Genomic DNA, 19,413 nt, shown 5'->3' on the forward strand with positions numbered 1-19,413 from the left:
GAAAGCGTCATTAGAGGAGGCTTCATGGAAGCCCTGCAGCAGAAAATTCGTGAACAAGGCATCGTGCTGTCCGACCAGGTCCTCAAGGTCGACGCGTTCCTGAACCACCAGATCGACCCGCAGTTGATGAAGTTGATCGGCGATGAATTTGCCGCGCTGTTCAAGGATTCGGGCATCACCAAAATCGTCACCATCGAAGCCTCGGGCATTGCCCCGGCGATCATGACCGGCCTGAACCTCGGCGTACCGGTCATTTTCGCCCGCAAGCAACAGTCCCTGACCCTGACGGAAAACCTGCTGTCGGCGACCGTGTATTCGTTCACCAAGAAGACCGAAAGCACCGTGGCCATCAGCCCACGTCACCTGACCAGCAGCGACCGGGTGCTGATCATTGATGACTTTTTGGCCAATGGCAAAGCCTCCCAGGCGCTGATCTCCATCATCAAGCAGGCCGGCGCCACCGTGGCAGGCCTGGGAATCGTGATCGAGAAGTCGTTTCAGGGCGGTCGTGCGGAACTGGATGCCCAGGGCTATCGCGTCGAATCGTTGGCTCGGGTGCAGTCGCTGGCGGGTGGCGTCGTGACCTTTATCGACTGACCCTGTGGGAGCGGGCTTGCTCGCGAATGCGGTGTATCAGCCAGAAATATATCGACTGACACACCGCATTCGCGAGCAAGCCCGCTCCCACAATGGATCTGTGTCGATCATTAGATAGCAGTGGCCTTGAGCCCGGCGAGCAACAACCGCTGGCCCAGTTCCTCTTTCAGTCCCTCGGGGCTCGCCAACTGCATCCGCTCCAAATGCTCGGGAAACGCCGAAGGCTCCGGCGCATCCAGCGCCGCCTTGCCCAATTCCAGAATCTCAGTGAGCTTGAACTTGCTCTTGAGCCAGTTCAGCGCCCGCAACAGGTCCCGCTCTACCCCGTCGAAATCACAACCCAGCGGATACTCCGGAAACAGATTCGAATGCCGTGCCTGGATGGCCTGCAAACGCTCGGAAGTGTTGTCAGCGAACCGCGGATCGAGGCGGAAATCCCTGGGCAACTTGCCGGCCTTTTGCGCTTGCTCGATCAGTCCCGGCTGGAAACGTGAATCGCTGATGTTCAAGAGTGCTTCGATCACTGCGGCATCGGTCTTGCCGCGCAGGTCGGCGATGCCATATTCGGTCACCACGATGTCCCGCAGGTGCCGGGGAATCGTGCAATGGCCGTACTCCCAGACGATGTTCGAGCTGATCTCGCCCCCCGCCTCGCGCCAGCTGCGCAACAGCAGAATCGAACGCCCGCCCTCCAGCGCATGGCCCTGGGCAACGAAGTTGTACTGCCCGCCCACGCCACTGAGTACCCGGCCGTCTTCCAATTGGTCGGCCACCCCTGCCCCCATCAGGGTCATGGTGAACACCGTGTTGATAAAGCGTGCATCGAGTCGCTGCAGGCGTTTGAGCTGCTCCTGGCCGTATAGCTCGTTGATGTAACTGATGCGGGTCATGTTGAATTCAACTCGGCGGCTCTGTGGCAACTCGCGCAAGCGCTCGTAAAAACTGCGCGGGCCGAGGAAGAACCCGCCATGTATACAGATGCCGTCCGGCTGCGCCGCCTCGTCGAGGGTGCCGGCGTTGGCCTGTTCCTGAGTCGGCTCGTCGGGGTAGACCTTGCGCCGGATGATCCCGGCATCCGCCAGCACCAGCAAACCGTTGACGAACATCTCACTGCAGCCGTACAGCCCTTTGACAAACGGCTCGACTCCGCCCTCGCGCTCGATCAGTTGCGCCCACTGGCTCAGGTTCAGGTCCGCCAGCAACGCCTGGTAGCCGGCGTTATCGGCCTGGCGCGCCAGCAGCGCCGCCGTCAACGCGTCGCCCATGGCACCGATGCCGATCTGCAGCGTCCCGCCGTCACGCACCAGGGTACTGGCGTGCAGGCCGATCAGATGATCCTGGAACCCCACCGGCATGTTCGGCGTGGAAAACAACGTGTGGCTGTCCTTCTCGTCGATCAGCAGGTCGAAAGCGTCGATGCCGATCTCCGCGTCCCCCGGCATGTAGGGCAAATCGCTGTGCACCTGGCCGACCAGGAGAATGGTCTCCCCGGCCGCGCGCCGCTTGGCGATCATCGGCAACAGGTCGAGGGTGATGTCCGGGTTGCAGCTCAGGCTCAGGCGATCGGGATGTTGCGGGTCGCTCGCCACCAGTTGCGCCACCAGGTTCAAGCCCGCAGCGTTGATGTCCCGGGCGGCGTGGCTGTAGTTGCTGCTGACATAATTCTGTTGAGCCGATGCACTGTGCAGCAGGCTGCCGGGCTGCATGAAAAACTGCTGGACGCGGATGTTGGCCGGCAGACTGTCGCGATGCAGGTCGGCGAGATAATCCAGTTCGGGGTAATCACCGAAGACCCGCTCGATAAAGGGCTCCAGGAAGCGCTTTTGCAAACCATCGCCCAGGTTCGGCCGGCCCAGGCTCAGGGCCGTGTAAATGGTCAGTTGGCGCTCGGGCAATTGCGCGATGCGTCGATACAGCGCGTTGGCAAACAGGTTGGGCTTGCCCAGCCCCAGGGGCATGCCAAGGTGAATATGCGCGGGCAGACGCTCGAGCACATCATCCACCGCCTGTTCGATTGAACACAACTGCACCATCCGACCCTCCAGGACATTCCATGAATGTGGGTTGGACCGAGCTTGCCGGGTCTTGGTTGCGATGACCAGCCCCTGGAAAAACACCAGGCACAAAAAAGCCGCTCGTAAGCGGCTTTTTTGTGAAGGATGCTGGCTCGTTACAGGCCGGACATCTCTTTGATGGCGCCCTTGAGTTCGTCATCCGAGCAATCGGCACAGGTACCTTTTGGCGGCATGGCGTTGACGCCGGTAATGGCCTTGGCCAGGATGCCGTCGAGACCGCCCTGGTGATCGGCGCGCTCTTTCCAGGCAGCCTTGTCACCGATTTTCGGAGCACCCAACAGGCCGGTGCCGTGGCAAGCATTGCAATGCTTTGCAATAACATCTTTCGGCGCCTTCGCACCGCCGCCGCCAGCCGAAGCTACGACTTCCATCCCCTTGCATTCCTTCCCCTGAACGCAGACCTGGCCGACCGGTTCAAGGCGCTTGGCGATTTCGTCGTTGGTCGCCGCTTGGGCACTGACTGCCCATAGGGCCAATACGGTTGCTGGTGCAGCCAGCATTTTCATAATTAGGTTCACGCGTACACCCTCAATGGTGGCTAGTCACGCCTGCGGCCACGGTTTGCAGGCGGGCGCAAGTATAGCGGTAAGGCCGTCACACGGGAACAACCCCAAAGACCTAAGGGTTTTGTTCGTCATGACAGCTCGACCTTCGGGCGCCTCCGCCAAATAGGCTCGGCGCCGCTTTTCTTAGAAATTGGCCGGCGTAGCTGCGCTGATCAGTCGCGCCGGCACATCGAACGGATTACGGAAACGGTGGGGCTTGGTGCTCTCGAAATAGTAGCTGTCGCCGGCTTCGAGCACGAAAGTTTCGACGCCGACCACCAACTCCAGCCGCCCCTCCACCAGAATCCCGGTTTCCTCGCCCTCATGGGTGAGCATCTCGTCACCGGTGTCGGCGCCAGGCGGATAGATTTCATTCAGGAAGGCAATCGCCCGGCTCGGGTGTGCCCTGCCCACCAGTTTCATGGTCACGGCGCCGTCGGAGATGTCGATCAGTTCGTTGGCTTTGTAGACGATCTGAGTCGGTTTCTCCTGAAGGATTTCTTCGGAGAAAAACTCGACCATGGACATGGGAATCCCGCCAAGGACCTTACGCAGCGAGCTGATCGAGGGGCTGACGCTGTTCTTCTCGATCATCGAAATAGTGCTGTTGGTGACGCCCGCGCGCTTGGCGAGTTCACGCTGGGAAAGGCCTTTGAGTTTACGAATGGATTGCAGTCGTTCACCGACGTCCAATGCTGGAGCCTCCAGGGAATCAGGTTGTGTGGAAAGTGACCGTTATCATGGCGACAGCGTTCAGTATTTACAACACTTTGACCCGAATCCTGTGCGGTGAAGCGACTTTCGGTAGGTGGCGCCTGGCGTCAGAGCCCGCAATAGAGCCGTGGCACCCGCCGCAGGTTGCAGAAAATCTGATAGGGAATCGTGTCAGCGGCCTTGGCCACGTCGCTGGCGAGGATGGTCTTGCCCCATAACTCCACCGTCGAACCGAGCCCGGCCTGGGGAATATCGGTCAAGTCGACGCACAGCATGTCCATCGACACCCGTCCGACCAGTTGGCTGCGCTGCCCGTCCACCAGCACCGGTGTGCCGCTGGGTGCCTGGCGTGGGTAGCCGTCGGCATACCCCATGGCGACCACCCCGACCCGGGTCGGTTGCGCGGTCACAAAACGAGCGCCGTAGCCCACCGGCTCGCCAGCGGGCAATTCACGCACGCAGATGATCTTCGATTCCAGGGTCATGACCGGCTGCAGGCGCGAGGCGACGGCATTGGGTTCCTCGAAGGGCGTTGCGCCATAGAGCATGATGCCCGGCCGCACCCAGTCGCTCGGCATCTGCGGCCAGCCCAACACGGCCGGGGAGTTGCGCAGGCTGATCTCCGCCACCAACCCCTGGCGGGCCACCTCGAACACGGCCAGTTGTTGAATACTGCTGGGATCGTGCAGCTCATCAGCGCGGGCGAAGTGGCTCATCAGCACGATCTTCGCCACTTTGCCGCTGGCCAGCAGACGGCGATAGGCCGCCTGGTAATCCGCAGGATGCAGCCCGACTCGATGCATCCCCGAATCGAGCTTGAGCCAGACGGTGATCGGCTTGCTCAGCGTTGCGTTTTCAATTGCTTCGAGCTGCCACAACGAATGCACCACGCACCAGAAATCGTGCTCGACGATCAACGGCAACTCATCGGCCTCGAAAAAGCCCTCCAGCAACAGGATTGGCCCACGAATCCCGCCGGCTCGCAGCTCCAGGGCCTCTTCAATGCACGCCACGGCAAACCCGTCCGCCGTGTCCTGCAAAGCCTCGGCGCACCGCACCGCGCCATGCCCATAGGCATCGGCCTTGACCACCGCGAGGGCCTTGGCCCCCGTGACTTCGCGGGCCAATTGGTAGTTGTGACGCAAGGCTTGAAGGTCGATCAGGGCACGGGCAGGACGCATGGCGGCGGGCTTCTAGGCGGTCATGAATAAAAAACCGGCGCGGGCTGAAGGCATGAACCACCAACAGCGCCGGAAGAGGGATTCGTTTTGACGGGGATTAAGGCAGCGCAGCCACAACCGACAGCTCCACCAGAATCTCCGGCTCGCACAGCTTGGCCTCCACGGTGGCACGGGCCGGGGCGACGCCTTTGGGCAGCCATTTGTCCCAGATCGCATTCATGCCTTCGAAGTGGGCCTCAATATCTTTCAGATAGATCGTCACCGACAGCAGACGGTTCTTGTCGGTCCCGGCCAAGTCCAGCAAGCGCTCGATATTGGCCAGGGTTTCGCGGGTCTGCTGCTCGATACCGGCGCCCATGTCGTCGCCGACCTGTCCCGCCAGGTAAACGGTGCCGTTGTGCACGACAACCTGGCTCATGCGGTCATTGGTGAGCTGGCGCTGGATTGACATGTTTTGCAGACTCCTGGTGTTTGCTGCCATAACGGGAAATATCGAGGCCTTCGGCGCTGATCTGCGGCTTTTTCTTCGCCATCAGGTCCGCCAGCAAGCGACCGGAACCACAAGCCATGGTCCAGCCCAGCGTGCCGTGGCCGGTATTCAGAAACAAATTCTTGAACGGTGTAGCACCCACGATTGGCGTGCCGTCGGGGGTGGTCGGACGCAACCCGGTCCAGAAACTGGCCTGGGCCAGGTCGCCGCCCAGAGGATAAAGGTCGTTGACGATCATCTCCAGGGTTTCACGTCGACGCGGGTTGAGGGACAGGTCAAATCCGGCGATTTCTGCCATGCCGCCCACACGAATGCGGTTGTCGAACCGGGTGATCGCGACTTTGTAGGTTTCGTCGAGAATGGTCGAGGTCGGCGCCATCGCCGGGTTGGTGATCGGCACGGTCAGGGAATAGCCCTTGAGCGGATACACCGGCGCGCGAATCCCCAGCGGCTTGAGCAGTAGCGGCGAGTAACTGCCCAGGGCCAGGACGTAGCGGTCGGCGGTTTCCAGCTTGCCGTCGATCCAGACGCCGTTGATCCGGTCGCCGGCGTAGTCCAGGCGCTGGATATCCTGGCCGAAGCGGAATTGCACACCGAGTTTCTCGGCCATTTCCGCCAAACGCGTGGTAAACATCTGACAGTCGCCGGTCTGGTCGTTGGGCAGACGCAGGGCACCCGCCAGGATGTCGGTGACATTGGCCAGGGCCGGTTCGACTCGGGCAATACCCTCGCGGTCGAGCACTTCGAACGGCACGCCGGACTCTTTCAGCACCGCAATGTCCTTTGCCGCGCCATCGAGCTGTGCCTGGGTGCGGAACAGTTGTGTAGTCCCCAGGCTACGACCTTCGTAGGCAATGCCGGTTTCAGCGCGCAACTCATCGAGACAGTCACGGCTGTACTCGGACAGGCGCACCATGCGCTCTTTGTTGATGGCATAGCGGCTGGCGGTGCAGTTGCGCAGCATCTGCGCCATCCACAGGTACTGGTCGATGTCGGCGGTGGCCTTGATGGCCAGCGGAGCGTGGCGCTGCAACAGCCACTTGATGGCCTTGAGCGGCACACCCGGCGCGGCCCACGGCGAGGCATAACCCGGCGACACCTGGCCGGCGTTGGCGAAACTGGTCTCCATGGCAGGCGCCGGTTGACGGTCGACCACCACCACTTCAAACCCGGCCCGGGCCAGATAGTAAGCACTGACGGTACCGATGACGCCGCTACCCAATACCAGAACGCGCATGTTGATGCCCTCATCGCGGATAACCGCTGACGTTTGTTATACAAAGCTTTGATGCGCGCAGTGTAAAAAAGATTAGCCAGTGCTTTTCACTATATAAATGCCTATATTTGGCGAGAATTCTCGGCAATAACCCTTTTTACGGAGGTGCATCCCCTGTGCGTACCAACACCCAGACCAAACGCGAACTGGACAAGATCGACCGCAACATCCTGCGCATCCTCCAGGCGGACGGGCGGATCTCCTTCACCGAGCTGGGGGAAAAAGTCGGCCTCTCCACGACGCCCTGCACTGAGCGGGTGCGGCGCCTGGAGCGCGAGGGAATCATCATGGGCTACAACGCCCGGCTCAACCCGCAGCACTTGAAGGGTAGCCTGCTGGTGTTTGTCGAAATCAGCCTCGATTACAAATCCGGCGACACCTTTGAAGAGTTCCGACGCGCGGTGCTGAAATTGCCCCACGTGCTGGAATGTCATCTGGTGTCGGGGGATTTTGACTATCTGGTGAAAGCGCGGATTTCCGAGATGGCTTCGTATCGCAAGCTATTGGGCGACATTTTGCTCAAGCTGCCCCATGTGCGTGAATCCAAGAGCTACATCGTGATGGAAGAGGTGAAGGAGAGTTTGAACCTGCCGATTCCGGACTGAAGCAGCGTTTTACCTACACCAACACCTGCCGGGTGCTGGCCATGTATTCATGAATCTGCTTTTCGACCCGCGGATGGATCAACTCCACCGGCCGCCGCCCGTTGGGGCACGGCAGGGTCGCCGTGGTGCCGAACAGCCGGCAGATCAGCGGCCGCTCGTCGTAGACCGTGCAACCGTTCGGCCCCAGGTGCACGCAATCGAGTGCGTCCATGGCCGCGTCCTGTTCGGCGCGGGTCTTACGCGGCAAACGGGCCATTTCTTCGGGTGAGGTGGTCACCGGACCACAGCAGTCATGGCAACCCGGTACGCACTCGAACGAGGGAATCTGTTGGCGCAACGTGCGGATTTTTTGACTGTTGCAGCTCATCGAGGCGGTTACCGAGGTGGGACAGTTCGCGATTCTGCCCTAAAAGCCTTACTCCAGACAGGGCCAGCCGACCGGTGTTGCCCACAAATGAATCCACGGCTTATGCTCCGTAAAATTTCTCAAACACAACAATCAGGATTACGCACATGAACGCCCGTGTTCAGCAACCTGTCCCGAGCCACGCGCACGCCGCCTCTTATTACGCCGCCAGCAGCTTGCCGCAACCGGACCATCCGGTGCTGCAAGGCGAAGCGGTGGCGGACGTGTGCGTGGTCGGCGGCGGTTTTTCCGGGCTGAACACGGCGATCGAACTGGCCGAACGTGGCATGAGCGTCGTTTTGCTGGAAGCGCACAAGATTGGCTGGGGCGCCAGCGGGCGCAACGGCGGCCAGCTGATTCGCGGCGTCGGCCACGGCCTCGATCAATTCGCCCCGGTCATCGGTGCCGACGGCGTACGCCAGATGAAACTCATGGGCCTCGAAGCGGTGGAAATCGTCCGCCAACGTGTCGAGCGCTTTCAGATCCCCTGCGACCTCACCTGGGGCTACTGCGACCTGGCCAACAAACCCGGCGATCTGGAAGGCTTCGCCGAGGACGCCGAAGAATTGCGCAGCCTGGGTTATCGCCACCAGACCCGGCTACTGCAAGCCCATGAAATGCACAGCGTAGTGGGTTCGGATCGCTACGTGGGCGGCCTGATCGATATGGGCTCGGGCCATCTGCATCCGCTGAACCTGGCCCTGGGCGAAGCCGCCGCCGCGCAGCAACTGGGCGTCAGGCTGTTCGAGCAATCGGCGGTCACGCGCATCGAATATGGCCCTGAAGTGAAGGTCCATACTCAACAAGGTTCGGTCCGCGCCAAGACCCTGGTGCTGGGCTGCAACGCTTACCTCAGCGGGCTCAACCCGGAACTCAGCGGCAAAGTGTTACCGGCCGGCAGCTACATCATCGCCACCGAACCTTTGAGCGAGGCCCAGGCCCAGGCATTACTGCCGCAGAACATGGCGGTCTGTGATCAACGGGTGGCGCTGGATTACTACCGCCTTTCGGCGGATCGACGCTTATTGTTCGGCGGCGCTTGTCACTATTCGGGCCGCGACCCGCAAGACATTGGCGCCTACATGCGTCCGAAAATGCTCAAGGTCTTCCCGCAATTGGCGGATGTGAAAATCGATTATCAATGGGGCGGGATGATCGGCATCGGGGCCAACCGTTTGCCGCAGATCGGCAAGCTCAAGGACCAACCCAACGTGTATTACGCCCAGGCCTATTCCGGCCATGGGGTGAATGCCACGCACCTGGCCGGCAAGTTGTTGGCCGAAGCCATCAGTGGGCAACAGAGCGGCGGCTTTGACCTGTTCGCCCAGGTGCCGCACATGACCTTCCCGGGCGGGAAGCATCTGCGCTCGCCGCTGCTGGCGCTGGGGATGTTGTGGCATCGGTTGAAAGAGCTGGTTTGACCCCGTTGCAGGAGCTGCCGCAGGCTGCGATCTTTTGATTTTGATCTTTCGCTTCTGACTCAATGGGCAGCGGAAAGATCGCAGCCTCGTTGCACTCGACAGCTCCTACGGCCCAGTGGGAGCAAGCTCCCTCGCCACAGGTTCGGTGTTCAACGCCTAAGCCCTTCAAAGCCGCCAGAACGGTCTAAGCCCCTCCTCCCGCGCCTGCTCCCGGCTCAGCCCGATATCACGCAACTGTTCTGGTGTCAGCTCCAGCAAGGCTTTGCGTGTATGCAGGCGATGCCAGAACAGGCCCCAACGACCCAGGCAGGTCGGTGCATTGCGCGACATCGCGCTGCGCAACCCCTTCTCCTGCCCCGCCGCCAGTTCCTGACTGTGTAACGTCAGCCGCACATCGCTCAAGCCGTTCATTTTGATCGCTCCTGTTTACTTGGGTAGCCAGAGGTTTCATGATGCGCGGACGGCCAGAAGCAATACAGATTCAAACAGTATGTTTTATATACATACAGAGTGAGCCTTTTTGCGACTGAATCTTCTTTTTCTGACTCAACTGTATTGGTTGCCGTTGTCCAACTCATTGGGAGCACACCATGACCCTGTACGTGAACCTCGCCGAATTGCTCGGTACCCGCATCGAACAGGGCTTCTATCGCCCCGGTGACCGGCTGCCGTCGGTACGCGCGTTGAGCACGGAACATGGCGTCAGCCTCAGTACGGTGCAACAGGCTTACCGGGTGCTGGAGGACAGCGGGCTGGCGATGCCGAAACCCAAATCCGGCTATTTCGTACCGGCCAGCCGTGAACTGCCAGACCTGCCGGCAGTGGGCCGTCCAGCCCAGCGACCGGTGGATATCTCCCAATGGGACCAGGTGCTGGAACTGATACGCGCCGTACCTCGCAAGGATGTGGTGCAACTGGGGCGTGGCATGCCGGACATTCACTCGCCGACCATGAAACCGCTGCTGCGCAGCCTGGCGCAGATCAGCCGCCGGCAAGACATGCCCGGCCTGTATTACGACAACATCTACGGCAACCTCGCACTGCGCGAACAGATCGCCCGCCTGTCGCTGGACGCCGGCTGCCAACTGGACCCAGGCGACCTGATCGTCACCACCGGCTGTCACGAGGCGCTGTCTGTCAGCATCCGCGCCACCTGCGAGCAAGGCGATATCGTCGCGGTGGATTCGCCGAGCTTTCACGGGGCCATGCAAACCCTCAAGGGCCTGGGCATGAAGGCCCTGGAAATCCCTACCGATCCACTGACTGGCATCAGCCTGGAGGCACTGGAACTGGCGCTGGAGCAATGGCCCATCAAGGCCATACAGTTGACCCCCAGCTGCAATAACCCGTTGGGCTACATCATGCCCGACGCCAATAAACGCGCCTTGCTGACCCTGGCGCAACGCTTCGACGTGGCAATTATCGAAGACGATGTGTATGGGGAATTGGCCTACACCTACCCGCGCCCCCGCACCATCAAATCCTTCGACGAAGACGGCCGCGTCCTGCTCTGCAGTTCTTTTTCCAAGACCCTGGCACCGGGCCTGCGCATTGGCTGGGTTGCACCGGGGCGGTATCTGGAACGGGTACTGCACATGAAATACATCAGCACCGGCTCCACCGCGCCACAACCGCAGATTGCCATTGCCGAATTCCTCAAAGGCGGGCATTTCGAACCGCATTTGCGGCGGATGCGTACGCAATACCAGCGCAATCGCGACGTGATGATCGACTGGGTCAGCCGCTATTTCCCCCACGGCACCCGGGCCAGCCGACCACGAGGCAGTTTCATGCTGTGGGTCGAATTGCCTGAAGGTTTTGATACGCTGAAACTCAACCGGGTCCTGCTCGACCAGGGCGTACAGGTCGCCGTTGGCAGCATCTTTTCGGCGTCGGGCAAGTACCGCAATTGCCTGCGCGTGAACTACGCTGCCAAGCCAACGGCACAGATCGAAGAAGCCGTGCGCAAGGTCGGTGCCGCCGCCATCGCGCTGTTGAACGAAACCCAGCGCGACGCCGTCTGAACTGTACACAGGGAAGCAACACTCAACCGCCGAACAATGCAAACCAGCGGAACGATCCTACGTGAGATCCAGACCGATCCTGCATGTGCTTCTGTTAGTCGCCTCACTACTGGGCGGCTGCGCAAGCTTTGATGTCACCCGCGAACCCTCCCAAGCGTTACCGGCCTCCGAATCGTCCTTCGGCCGCTCGGTCCAGACCCAGGCCGCGCCCCATGAAGGCCAGTCGGGGTTTCGCCTGCTTTCAGACAGCACCGATGCCTTTACGGCCCGGGCCGAGCTGATTCGCAACGCCCAAAGCAGCCTGGATTTGCAGTACTACATTGTTCACGACGGCATCAGCACGCGGATGCTGGTGGATGAATTGCTCAAGGCTGCAGACCGGGGGGTGCGCGTACGGATCCTGCTGGACGACACCACCAGCGATGGCCAGGACCAAATCATCGCGACCCTCGCCGCTCACCCAAGGATCCAGATCCGCCTGTTCAACCCCCTGCACCTGGGGCGCGCCACCGGCGTGACCCGCAGTCTTGGGCGCCTGCTCAACCTGTCACAGCAGCATCGCCGCATGCACAACAAGCTCTGGCTGGCGGACAACAGCATGGCCATCGTCGGCGGCCGCAACCTGGGGGATGAATATTTCGACGCCGAACCGAACCTGAACTTCACCGACATCGATCTGCTCAGCGTCGGGCCGGTGGCCGAGCAACTGGGGCACAGCTTCGACCAGTACTGGAACAGTGCCCTGAGCAAACCCATCGAGCAATTCCTGTCCCATCGCCCCACCCCCAAGGACCTGGCCAACAGCCGCCTGCGCCTGCAAGAGTCCATGGAGCAGACGCACAAAGAGAATCACGCGCTCTATCAGCAGTTGACCCGCTACAAGACCGAGCCGCGCCTCGATAGCTGGCGCAGTCAACTGGTCTGGGCCTGGAACCAGGCACTGTGGGACGCCCCCAGCAAGGTACTGGCCAACGACGAGCCGGATCCGCAGCTGTTGCTGACCACGCAACTGGCCCCGGAACTGACCGGCGTCAGCCATGAATTGATCATGATTTCGGCCTATTTCGTTCCCGGCCAGACAGGCTTGGTGTACCTGACCGGCCGCGCCGATGCCGGGGTGTCGGTGAGCCTTTTGACCAATGCCCTGGAAGCCACCGACGTACCAGCCGTGCATGGCGGTTATGCACCCTATCGCAGGGCGCTGCTGGAACATGGCGTACGCCTGTACGAGCTTCGCCGACAACCGGGCGATACAGACAGCAGTCCTCACCTGTTCTACAGCAAGTCCTACGGCGAATCGGACTCCAGCCTGCACAGCAAGGCGATCATTTTCGACCGGCAGAAGTCATTCATTGGCTCGTTCAATTTCGACCCGCGTTCAGTGCTGTGGAACACCGAAGTCGGCGTATTGGTGGACAGCCCGGAACTCGCCGGCCAAGTGCGTGAACTGGCGTTACAAGGCATGGCGCCAGCCCTGAGTTATCAGGCCCGGCTGAAAGATGGAAAGATGGTGTGGACCACCGAAGACAACGGCCAACTGCACGATCTGGACCGCGAGCCGGGCAGTTGGTGGCGCCGGTTCAATGCCTGGTTCTCCACAACCGTCGGGCTAGAACGGATGTTGTAGGTCTGCCCCCTTTGGTGTGTTCAAGCCGCTTGGGTGGCCCCAAATGCCCCCTGGCGCAACAACAGAATCACCAACCCAAACGCCCCCGCCGCCATGAACAACGGCAGCGCATGCCCACTGACCCATTGACTGCCCGCGCCCGCTGCCAACGGGCCGACCAGGCAGCCGATCCCCCACAGCTGTGCAATATGGGCATTGGCCCGTACCAGCGCATCGTCGCGATAACGCTCGCCGATCAGGATCAACGACAAGGTAAACAAACCACCCGCGCTGGCACCGAACAGCACCCACAGCGGCCAGATCAACAGGGTATCGATCAGCAGCGGAACCGCAAGGCTCGACAACGTCAGCGCCACCGCGCAGCCGGTGAACAACGACCGGCGCGACAGGCGATCGGCCAGGGCGCCGATGGGCAACTGCAACAAGGCATCACCGACCACCACGGTGCTGACCATCGCCAGGGCAATGTCGGCGCTAAAGCCCTGGCGCAGGCAATAAACCGGCAGCAAGGTCAGGATCATCGCCTCGAACGCGGCGAACAACGACACAGCCCAGGCGATTGCCGGCAAACCTCGGCAGAACGCCCACAGATCCCCGAACGTCACGCTGCTAGCCTCGCTGCTTGGCGCACCGCTGCGCCCCAGCAACAGCAAGGGCGCGATCAATAACAGACCGACGCCCACCCAGAACCCGTAATCGTGATCAGTGCCCAGCGCGCCGAGCAACAACGGGCCGGACAACTGGCTCAGCGCGTAACTGCTGCCGTATAGCGCCACCAGCCGCCCGCGCCACTTTTCAATGACCAGTTGGTTGATCCAGCTTTCGCCAAGAATGAACACCAAGGTCAGGACCACGCCAATCACCAGGCGCAGCACCAACCAGACCGGATAACTGGGCAGCAGTGCCAGCAACCCGATAGACAACGCCCCGCCCCACAGGCACAGGCGCATCAACGTCGCCGTGCCGAACCGAGCCGCCAGCCGACTCGACACCTTGGCGCCGAGCAATACCCCAACGGCCGGCATGGCGGCCATCACGCCAATGGCAAACGAACCATAGCCCCAGCCTTCCAGACGCAGCGACACCAGCGGCATGCTCACGCCCAGGGCCAGGCCGACGCTCAGGACAGAGGCCAATACGGCGAAATAGGTCGCCCAACGCATTTCCACGCTCCTGTGGACAGTGATGTTTCAAGCGCTATGCAAAACAAATGTGGGAGCGAGCTTGCTCGCGATGACGGCGCAACATTCAACAAAGTCGTCGACTGCTATACCGCTATCGCGAGCAAGCTCGCTCCCACAGGGGATCAGCGCTGCTTGAAGCCCCGGACAGGATCCGGGGCGTCATCGTTACAGCTTGATCCAGGTCGACTTCAGTTCGGTGTACTTGTCAAAGGCATGCAGCGACTTGTCGCGACCGTTGCCCGACTGCTTGAAACCACCGAACGGCGCGGTCATGTCGCCGCCGTCGTACTGGTTGACCCATACGCTGCCCGCACGCAGGGCCTTGGCGGTCAGGTGAGCCTTGGAGATGTCCTTGGTCCATACCGCTGCGGCCAGGCCGTACGGCGTGTCGTTGGCGATCTGGATGGCTTGCTCGGCGGTGTCGAAAGCGATAACCGACAGCACCGGACCAAAAATCTCTTCCTGGGCGATCTTCATCGCGTTGCTCACGCCATCAAAAATCGTCGGCTCGACGTAGGTGCCGCCGGTTTCCTCAAGGATCCGTTTGCCGCCAGCCACCAGTTTGGCGCCATCGCTGTGACCGGCTTCGATGTAGGACAGCACGGTGTTCATTTGCTGGGTGTCCACCAGGGCACCCACAGTGGTGGCCGGATCCAACGGATTGCCGGGCTTCCAGCCTTTGAGGGCCTCGATCACCAGCGGCAGGAACGTGTCCTTGATGGAGCGCTCCACCAACAGCCGCGAGCCGGCGGTGCAGACTTCCCCCTGGTTGAAGGCGATGGCGCTGGCGGCGGACTCGGCGGCGGCTTGCAGGTCCGGGGCATCGGCGAACACGATGTTCGGACTCTTGCCACCGGCTTCCAGCCAGATGCGCTTCATGTTCGATTCGCCGGAGTAAATCATCAGTTGCTTGGCGATCTTGGTGGAACCGGTGAACACCAGGGTATCGACGTCCATGTGCAGGGCCAGGGCCTTGCCAACGGTATGACCGTAGCCCGGCAGCACGTTCAGCACGCCTTTCGGAATGCCGGCCTCAATCGCCAGTGCGGCAATGCGGATGGCGGTCAGCGGGGATTTTTCCGAGGGCTTGAGCACCACCGAGTTACCGGTGGACAGCGCCGGGCCGAGCTTCCAGCAGGCCATCATCAAAGGGAAGTTCCACGGCACGATAGCGCCAACGACGCCCACCGGCTCGCGAGTCACCAGGCCCAGTTGATCGTGGGGGGTAGCGGCCACTTCATCGTAAATCTTGTCGATGGCTTCACCGCTCCAGCTCAACGCTTGAGCTGCACCGGGAACATCGATGTTCAAGGAGTCGCTGATCGGCTTGCCCATGTCCAGGGTTTCGAGCAGCGCCAGTTCTTCGGCGTTCTGCTTGAGCAGGCCGGCAAAACGAATCATGGTCGCTTTGCGCTTGCTCGGCGCCAGGCGCGACCAGACACCGGAGTTGAAGGTGGCGCGGGCGTTTTCTACGGCACGTTGGGCGTCGGCGACGTCGCAACTGGCGATCTTGCCCAGCAGGCGGCCATCGACCGGGCTGAGGCAATCAAAGGCTTCGCCGGACACCGCATCGGTGTATTCGCCGTTGATGAAGGCGCGGCCTTCGATCTTCAGGTCGCGGGCGCGTTGCTCCCAGTCGGCACGAGTCAGGGTGGTCATGCGAGTGTCCTCCTCTTGTTTGGGTACGGACGCTGCTTAGTGCACAGCGCTCCAAGAATTCTGCCCGGCCAGCCTGTTTTCGACGCTTTTTTTGGCATGGGGCACCCGCCACCCTAAACCAGCGGCCGGTCATGTTTCAATATATTTGACACAACGCCGGCAAACGGCCTTGCGATGTTCGTTTTAATAAACATAGACTTTGACGCTTCCAGCCATTCGCGCCGTCATTACCGGGGATTACCGCATGAGCATTCAGGATATCGTCGACTTCAGCCAGGCCAACACCACCGCCGAACGCTATCGCCCGGACCCAGCCAAGGTGTTCAAGGGCGACCCCGAGCAAACGGTGTTCAACCACTACAGCAGCCCGTGCGGGCAGATGAACGCTGGCGTATGGGAAGGCGCCGTCGGCCAGTGGATGGTCAATTACACCGAACATGAATACTGCGAGATCGTCCAGGGCGTTTCCGTGCTGCGGGACGACGATGGCAATGCCAAGACCCTGCGGGCCGGTGACCGCTTTGTGATCCCGGCGGGGTTCAAGGGCACTTGGGAAGTGTTGGAGCCTTGCCGCAAGATTTATGTGGTGTTTGAACAGAAGAGTTGAGCCCCGCCGAAAAGGACGCTGACACTCTATCGCTGGCCAATGACCGCTGCAGCCGGTAAGACTGCGCACAGGCGCCACATGTTTCATCGTCGCAATGGCAACGCACAGGATGTGCGGCCAATTCGACAATGTGGGCGCCCTGATCCTTTATATATTTGCAAGGAGGCAATATGCCCGCCTTACCCGATCAATGCGATCTCGCCATCGCCCAATACACCATCGGCCAAAAATGCACCCCCGAACTGCTTGAAGAGGTTCGCGCCCTGGCCAACGGGGCTCCCGTACGCGCCACCGGCCCGAAATACCCTTCGAGCTGGGATCTGCGTCCGCGACGCATCAACCTGCACACCAATGCCGACAGAATCATTGTCAGCATCAACTGCGGCTGATCGACACCGTCGCGGACACACAAACTGACGCACAACAAAAAAGGCCCGTATCTCGCGATACGGGCCTTTTTCGTAAGAAGGGAAAAATCAATTACTTGATTTTGCCTTCCTTGTAGATCACGTGCTTGCGAACAACCGGATCATATTTCTTGATCTCGATTTTGTCCGGGGTAGTACGCTTGTTCTTGTCGGTAGTGTAGAAGTGACCAGTACCGGCGCTCGAGATCAAACGAATCAATTCACGCATGATTAGCTCCCTTAAACCTTGCCATCGCGACGAAGTTCGGCCAGCACGACACTGATGCCACGCTTGTCGATGATGCGCATGCCTTTGGCAGATACGCGCAGACGCACAAAACGTTTCTCTTCTTCAACCCAGAAGCGGTGATGCTGCAGGTTCGGCAGGAAACGACGACGGGTTTTGTTGTTTGCGTGGGAAATGTTATTCCCAGTCACCGGACCCTTACCGGTAACTTGACAGACTCTCGACATGCCTCAGCCCTCTAAAACCACATGCCCAACCCGGCATGGGTTGGCCGCTTAATCTCTCAGTCATTTGGCGCCAGGCGCCGCGTTTCTTTAAGGGTCTTACCGGCTACACCTACAGTGAAGGAACCGGGCCCCTAGAAAAGAGCGCTGCTTTATACCAGAAAGACCACAGTGCAACAACAGCCGATGTGATTTGTCTTCGCAGGAAGTGCTCGACCAACCGCCCTGGACGGCTGGGGCAAAGGCTGGCGCGGCCCGTTACCACTCGTCGCTGCGCGCAGGTTTTTTTCACCCACGGCGGTTTTGAGCCATCAACGCGCCGGCGCAGAGTGCCGGAAAATGCAAAAAGGGGATAGTCATTTGGCGGCGAGCCCACTAGGGTAGGCCTTTTCCAGACTGCACTCGCAGATGGGCCTCCGACTTGCACAGGAAACCGACCATGCGCCTCGCTGCCCTACCACTGTTGCTCGCCCCTCTGCTGATCAGCCCGCAGGCCTTGGCCGCTGCCCTGAGCGTCTGCACCGAAGCCAGCCCGGAAGGGTTCGATGTCGTCCAGTACAACTCATTGACCACCACCAACGCCTCCGCCGACGTGCTGATGAACCGTCTGGTGGATTTCGACACCGCCAGCGGCAAAGTGGTGCCTAGCCTGGCTGACCACTGGGAAGTCTCGACCGATGGCCTGACCTACGTGTTCAAGCTGCACCCACAGGTCAAATTCCATCGCACCGAGTACTTCACGCCGCGCCGCGACCTGAACGCCGAGGACGTGAAATTCAGCTTCGAGCGCATGCTCGACCCGGCGAACCCTTGGCACAAGGTTGCGCAGAGCGGCTTTCCCCATGCCCAGTCCATGCAACTGCCAGCGCTGATCAAGAAAATCGACGCACTGGATCCGTTGACCGTGCGTTTCACCCTCAATCACGCGGATTCGACCTTCCTGGCGACGTTGAGCATGGGGTTTGCGTCCATCTATTCGGCCGAATACGCCGATCAGTTGCTGAAGGCCGGCACGCCAGAAAAGCTCAACAATCTGCCTATCGGCACCGGCCCTTTCGTTTTCAACCGGTTCCAGAAAGACGCTTCGATTCGCTACAAGGCCAACGCTGATTATTTCGGCGGCAAGCCCCAAGTGGATCCCTTGATCTTCGCCATCACGCCGGACGCCAACGTGCGCCTGCAGAAATTGCGCCGCAACGAATGCCAGATTGCCCTGTCGCCCAAGCCATTGGACGTACAAGCCGCCAGGCAAGAGCCTACGCTGAATGTGGCCCAGACCGACGCCTTCATGACCGCGTTCGTGGCGATCAACAGCCAACATCCGCCGCTGGACAAACCCGAGGTGCGCCAGGCCATCAACCTCGCCTTCGACAAGGCCAGCTACCTCAAGGCTGTCTTCGAAGGCACTGCCGAAGCGGCCAATGGCCCCTATCCACCGAACACCTGGAGCTACGCCAGGAGCCTGCCCGGCTACGCCCATGACCCGGCCAAAGCCCGCGACCTGCTGGCCAAGGCCGGCTTGAAAGAAGGCTTCCAGACCACCATCTGGACCCGCCCTTCCGGCAGCCTGCTGAACCCCAACCCCAGCCTTGGCGCGCAACTGCTGCAGTCCGACCTGGCGGAAATCGGTATCCAGGCCGAGATCCGGGTGATCGAATGGGGGGAGCTGATCCGCCGCGCCAAGGCCGGCGAACACGACCTGCTGTTCATGGGCTGGGCTGGCGACAACGGCGATCCGGATAATTTCCTCACGCCGCAGTTTTCCTGCGCGGCGCTCAAGTCCGGCACCAACTTCGCCCGCTACTGCAACCCGGACCTGGACAAGCTGATCAGCGCCGGCAAGACCACTGGCGAACAAGGCGTGCGCACCAAGCTCTACGAACAGGCCCAGGCACAGATCCAGCAACAGGCCCTATGGCTGCCCCTCGCGCACCCGACCGCGTTCGCGCTGACCCGCAAGGATGTACAGGGTTACGCGGTCAGCCCGTTTGGGCGGCAGGATTACTCCAAAGTCAGCCTCAAGTAACCACCTGTAGGAGCGGGCTTGCTCGCGAATGCGGTCGATCAGTCAACGATGATGCTGCCTGACACGCCCCCTTCGCGAGCAAGCCCGCTCCCACAAAG

20 protein-coding genes are annotated in these 19,413 nt (G+C 60.7%); 8 read left to right on the plus strand and 12 right to left on the minus strand.

The genetic code is table 11. The features are described 5' to 3' along the window. Window positions 1-24: 24 nt before the first annotated feature. Entirely contained in the window at window positions 25-597 is a 573-nt protein-coding gene (locus tag EPZ47_RS28870) for a xanthine phosphoribosyltransferase (RefSeq protein WP_135847757.1), read from the plus strand. A gap of 110 nt (window positions 598-707) precedes the next feature. Here the strand turns inward: EPZ47_RS28870 and EPZ47_RS28875 are convergent, their stop codons facing one another. The 6 genes from EPZ47_RS28875 to dadA all read right to left on the minus strand — a co-directional run bounded on the left by EPZ47_RS28875 (window position 708) and on the right by dadA (window position 6,839). Then, window positions 708-2,630, minus strand: a complete 1,923-nt coding sequence (locus EPZ47_RS28875; protein ID WP_135847758.1) for an acetyl-CoA hydrolase/transferase C-terminal domain-containing protein — start codon at window positions 2,628-2,630, stop codon at window positions 708-710. 137 nt (window positions 2,631-2,767) lie between these two features. Beyond that, on the minus strand, window positions 2,768-3,178 hold the full coding sequence (locus EPZ47_RS28880; RefSeq protein WP_135848083.1) for a c-type cytochrome: 411 nt from the start codon (window positions 3,176-3,178) through the stop codon (window positions 2,768-2,770). A 183-nt stretch (window positions 3,179-3,361) separates the two neighbouring features. Then, on the minus strand, window positions 3,362-3,910 hold the full coding sequence (locus EPZ47_RS28885; protein ID WP_135847759.1) for a cupin domain-containing protein: 549 nt from the start codon (window positions 3,908-3,910) through the stop codon (window positions 3,362-3,364). A gap of 128 nt (window positions 3,911-4,038) precedes the next feature. Beyond that, window positions 4,039-5,112: an alanine racemase gene (gene alr / locus EPZ47_RS28890; protein ID WP_135847760.1), complete on the minus strand. Its 1,074-nt coding sequence runs from the start codon at window positions 5,110-5,112 to the stop codon at window positions 4,039-4,041. 97 nt (window positions 5,113-5,209) lie between these two features. Then, window positions 5,210-5,563 carry a RidA family protein gene (locus tag EPZ47_RS28895; protein ID WP_135847761.1) on the minus strand — a complete coding sequence of 118 codons (354 nt, stop codon included), beginning with the start codon at window positions 5,561-5,563 and terminating at the stop codon, window positions 5,210-5,212. Next, a complete protein-coding gene (gene dadA / locus EPZ47_RS28900; RefSeq protein WP_135847762.1) occupies window positions 5,535-6,839 on the minus strand; it encodes a D-amino acid dehydrogenase in 1,305 nt (434 codons plus the stop codon). The genes EPZ47_RS28895 and dadA overlap by 29 nt, the downstream gene beginning before the upstream one ends. Before the next feature lie 155 nt (window positions 6,840-6,994). Here dadA and EPZ47_RS28905 point away from each other — a divergent pair, with 155 nt between their 5' ends. Then, entirely contained in the window at window positions 6,995-7,483 is a 489-nt protein-coding gene (locus EPZ47_RS28905) for an Lrp/AsnC ligand binding domain-containing protein (protein ID WP_003206849.1), read from the plus strand. Window positions 7,484-7,496: 13 nt separating this feature from the next. Here EPZ47_RS28905 and EPZ47_RS28910 read toward each other — a convergent pair whose 3' ends face one another. After that, a complete protein-coding gene (locus EPZ47_RS28910; RefSeq protein WP_018602566.1) occupies window positions 7,497-7,850 on the minus strand; it encodes a YkgJ family cysteine cluster protein in 354 nt (117 codons plus the stop codon). A gap of 146 nt (window positions 7,851-7,996) precedes the next feature. On the opposite strand from EPZ47_RS28910, the gene EPZ47_RS28915 reads away from it, so the two are divergent. After that, window positions 7,997-9,310 (plus strand): NAD(P)/FAD-dependent oxidoreductase, encoded by a 1,314-nt coding sequence (locus EPZ47_RS28915; RefSeq protein WP_135847763.1) that lies wholly within the window; start codon window positions 7,997-7,999, stop codon window positions 9,308-9,310. Window positions 9,311-9,475: 165 nt separating this feature from the next. Here EPZ47_RS28915 and EPZ47_RS28920 read toward each other — a convergent pair whose 3' ends face one another. Further along, complete coding sequence (locus EPZ47_RS28920) at window positions 9,476-9,721, minus strand: DUF1127 domain-containing protein (RefSeq protein WP_135847764.1); 246 nt, start codon at window positions 9,719-9,721, stop codon at window positions 9,476-9,478. Window positions 9,722-9,900: 179 nt separating this feature from the next. On the opposite strand from EPZ47_RS28920, the gene EPZ47_RS28925 reads away from it, so the two are divergent. Both EPZ47_RS28925 and EPZ47_RS28930 read left to right on the plus strand, forming a co-directional pair. Then, a complete protein-coding gene (locus EPZ47_RS28925) occupies window positions 9,901-11,334 on the plus strand; it encodes an aminotransferase-like domain-containing protein (RefSeq protein WP_135847765.1) in 1,434 nt (477 codons plus the stop codon). Window positions 11,335-11,395: 61 nt separating this feature from the next. Further along, window positions 11,396-12,961 carry a phospholipase D family protein gene (locus EPZ47_RS28930; RefSeq protein ID WP_135847766.1) on the plus strand — a complete coding sequence of 522 codons (1,566 nt, stop codon included), beginning with the start codon at window positions 11,396-11,398 and terminating at the stop codon, window positions 12,959-12,961. Between the two features lie 20 nt (window positions 12,962-12,981). On the opposite strand, the gene EPZ47_RS28935 is transcribed toward EPZ47_RS28930, so the two are convergent. Both EPZ47_RS28935 and EPZ47_RS28940 read right to left on the minus strand, forming a co-directional pair. Then, window positions 12,982-14,124 carry an MFS transporter gene (locus EPZ47_RS28935; protein WP_135847767.1) on the minus strand — a complete coding sequence of 381 codons (1,143 nt, stop codon included), beginning with the start codon at window positions 14,122-14,124 and terminating at the stop codon, window positions 12,982-12,984. Between the two features lie 186 nt (window positions 14,125-14,310). Further along, window positions 14,311-15,804 (minus strand): aldehyde dehydrogenase, encoded by a 1,494-nt coding sequence (locus EPZ47_RS28940; protein WP_135847768.1) that lies wholly within the window; start codon window positions 15,802-15,804, stop codon window positions 14,311-14,313. A 244-nt stretch (window positions 15,805-16,048) separates the two neighbouring features. On the opposite strand from EPZ47_RS28940, the gene EPZ47_RS28945 reads away from it, so the two are divergent. Then, complete coding sequence (locus EPZ47_RS28945) at window positions 16,049-16,411, plus strand: cupin domain-containing protein (RefSeq protein ID WP_135847769.1); 363 nt, start codon at window positions 16,049-16,051, stop codon at window positions 16,409-16,411. A 170-nt stretch (window positions 16,412-16,581) separates the two neighbouring features. Continuing rightward, entirely contained in the window at window positions 16,582-16,800 is a 219-nt protein-coding gene (locus EPZ47_RS28950) for a peptidase inhibitor (protein ID WP_135847770.1), read from the plus strand. Window positions 16,801-16,891: 91 nt separating this feature from the next. Here the strand turns inward: EPZ47_RS28950 and rpmG are convergent, their stop codons facing one another. Together rpmG and rpmB are read right to left on the minus strand one after the other, a co-directional pair. Beyond that, a complete protein-coding gene (gene rpmG / locus EPZ47_RS28955) occupies window positions 16,892-17,047 on the minus strand; it encodes a 50S ribosomal protein L33 (protein ID WP_003177274.1) in 156 nt (51 codons plus the stop codon). Window positions 17,048-17,058: 11 nt separating this feature from the next. Further along, complete coding sequence (gene rpmB, locus EPZ47_RS28960; protein ID WP_003177273.1) at window positions 17,059-17,292, minus strand: 50S ribosomal protein L28; 234 nt, start codon at window positions 17,290-17,292, stop codon at window positions 17,059-17,061. 436 nt (window positions 17,293-17,728) lie between these two features. Here rpmB and EPZ47_RS28965 point away from each other — a divergent pair, with 436 nt between their 5' ends. Then, the gene (locus tag EPZ47_RS28965) at window positions 17,729-19,315 is read left to right on the plus strand and encodes an ABC transporter substrate-binding protein (protein WP_135847771.1); all 1,587 of its coding nucleotides are present in this window, start codon (window positions 17,729-17,731) and stop codon (window positions 19,313-19,315) included. Window positions 19,316-19,413 lie beyond the last annotated feature (98 nt).

The sequence above is a fragment of the Pseudomonas viciae genome, assembly GCF_004786035.1.
Lineage (GTDB): Bacteria > Pseudomonadota > Gammaproteobacteria > Pseudomonadales > Pseudomonadaceae > Aquipseudomonas > Aquipseudomonas viciae.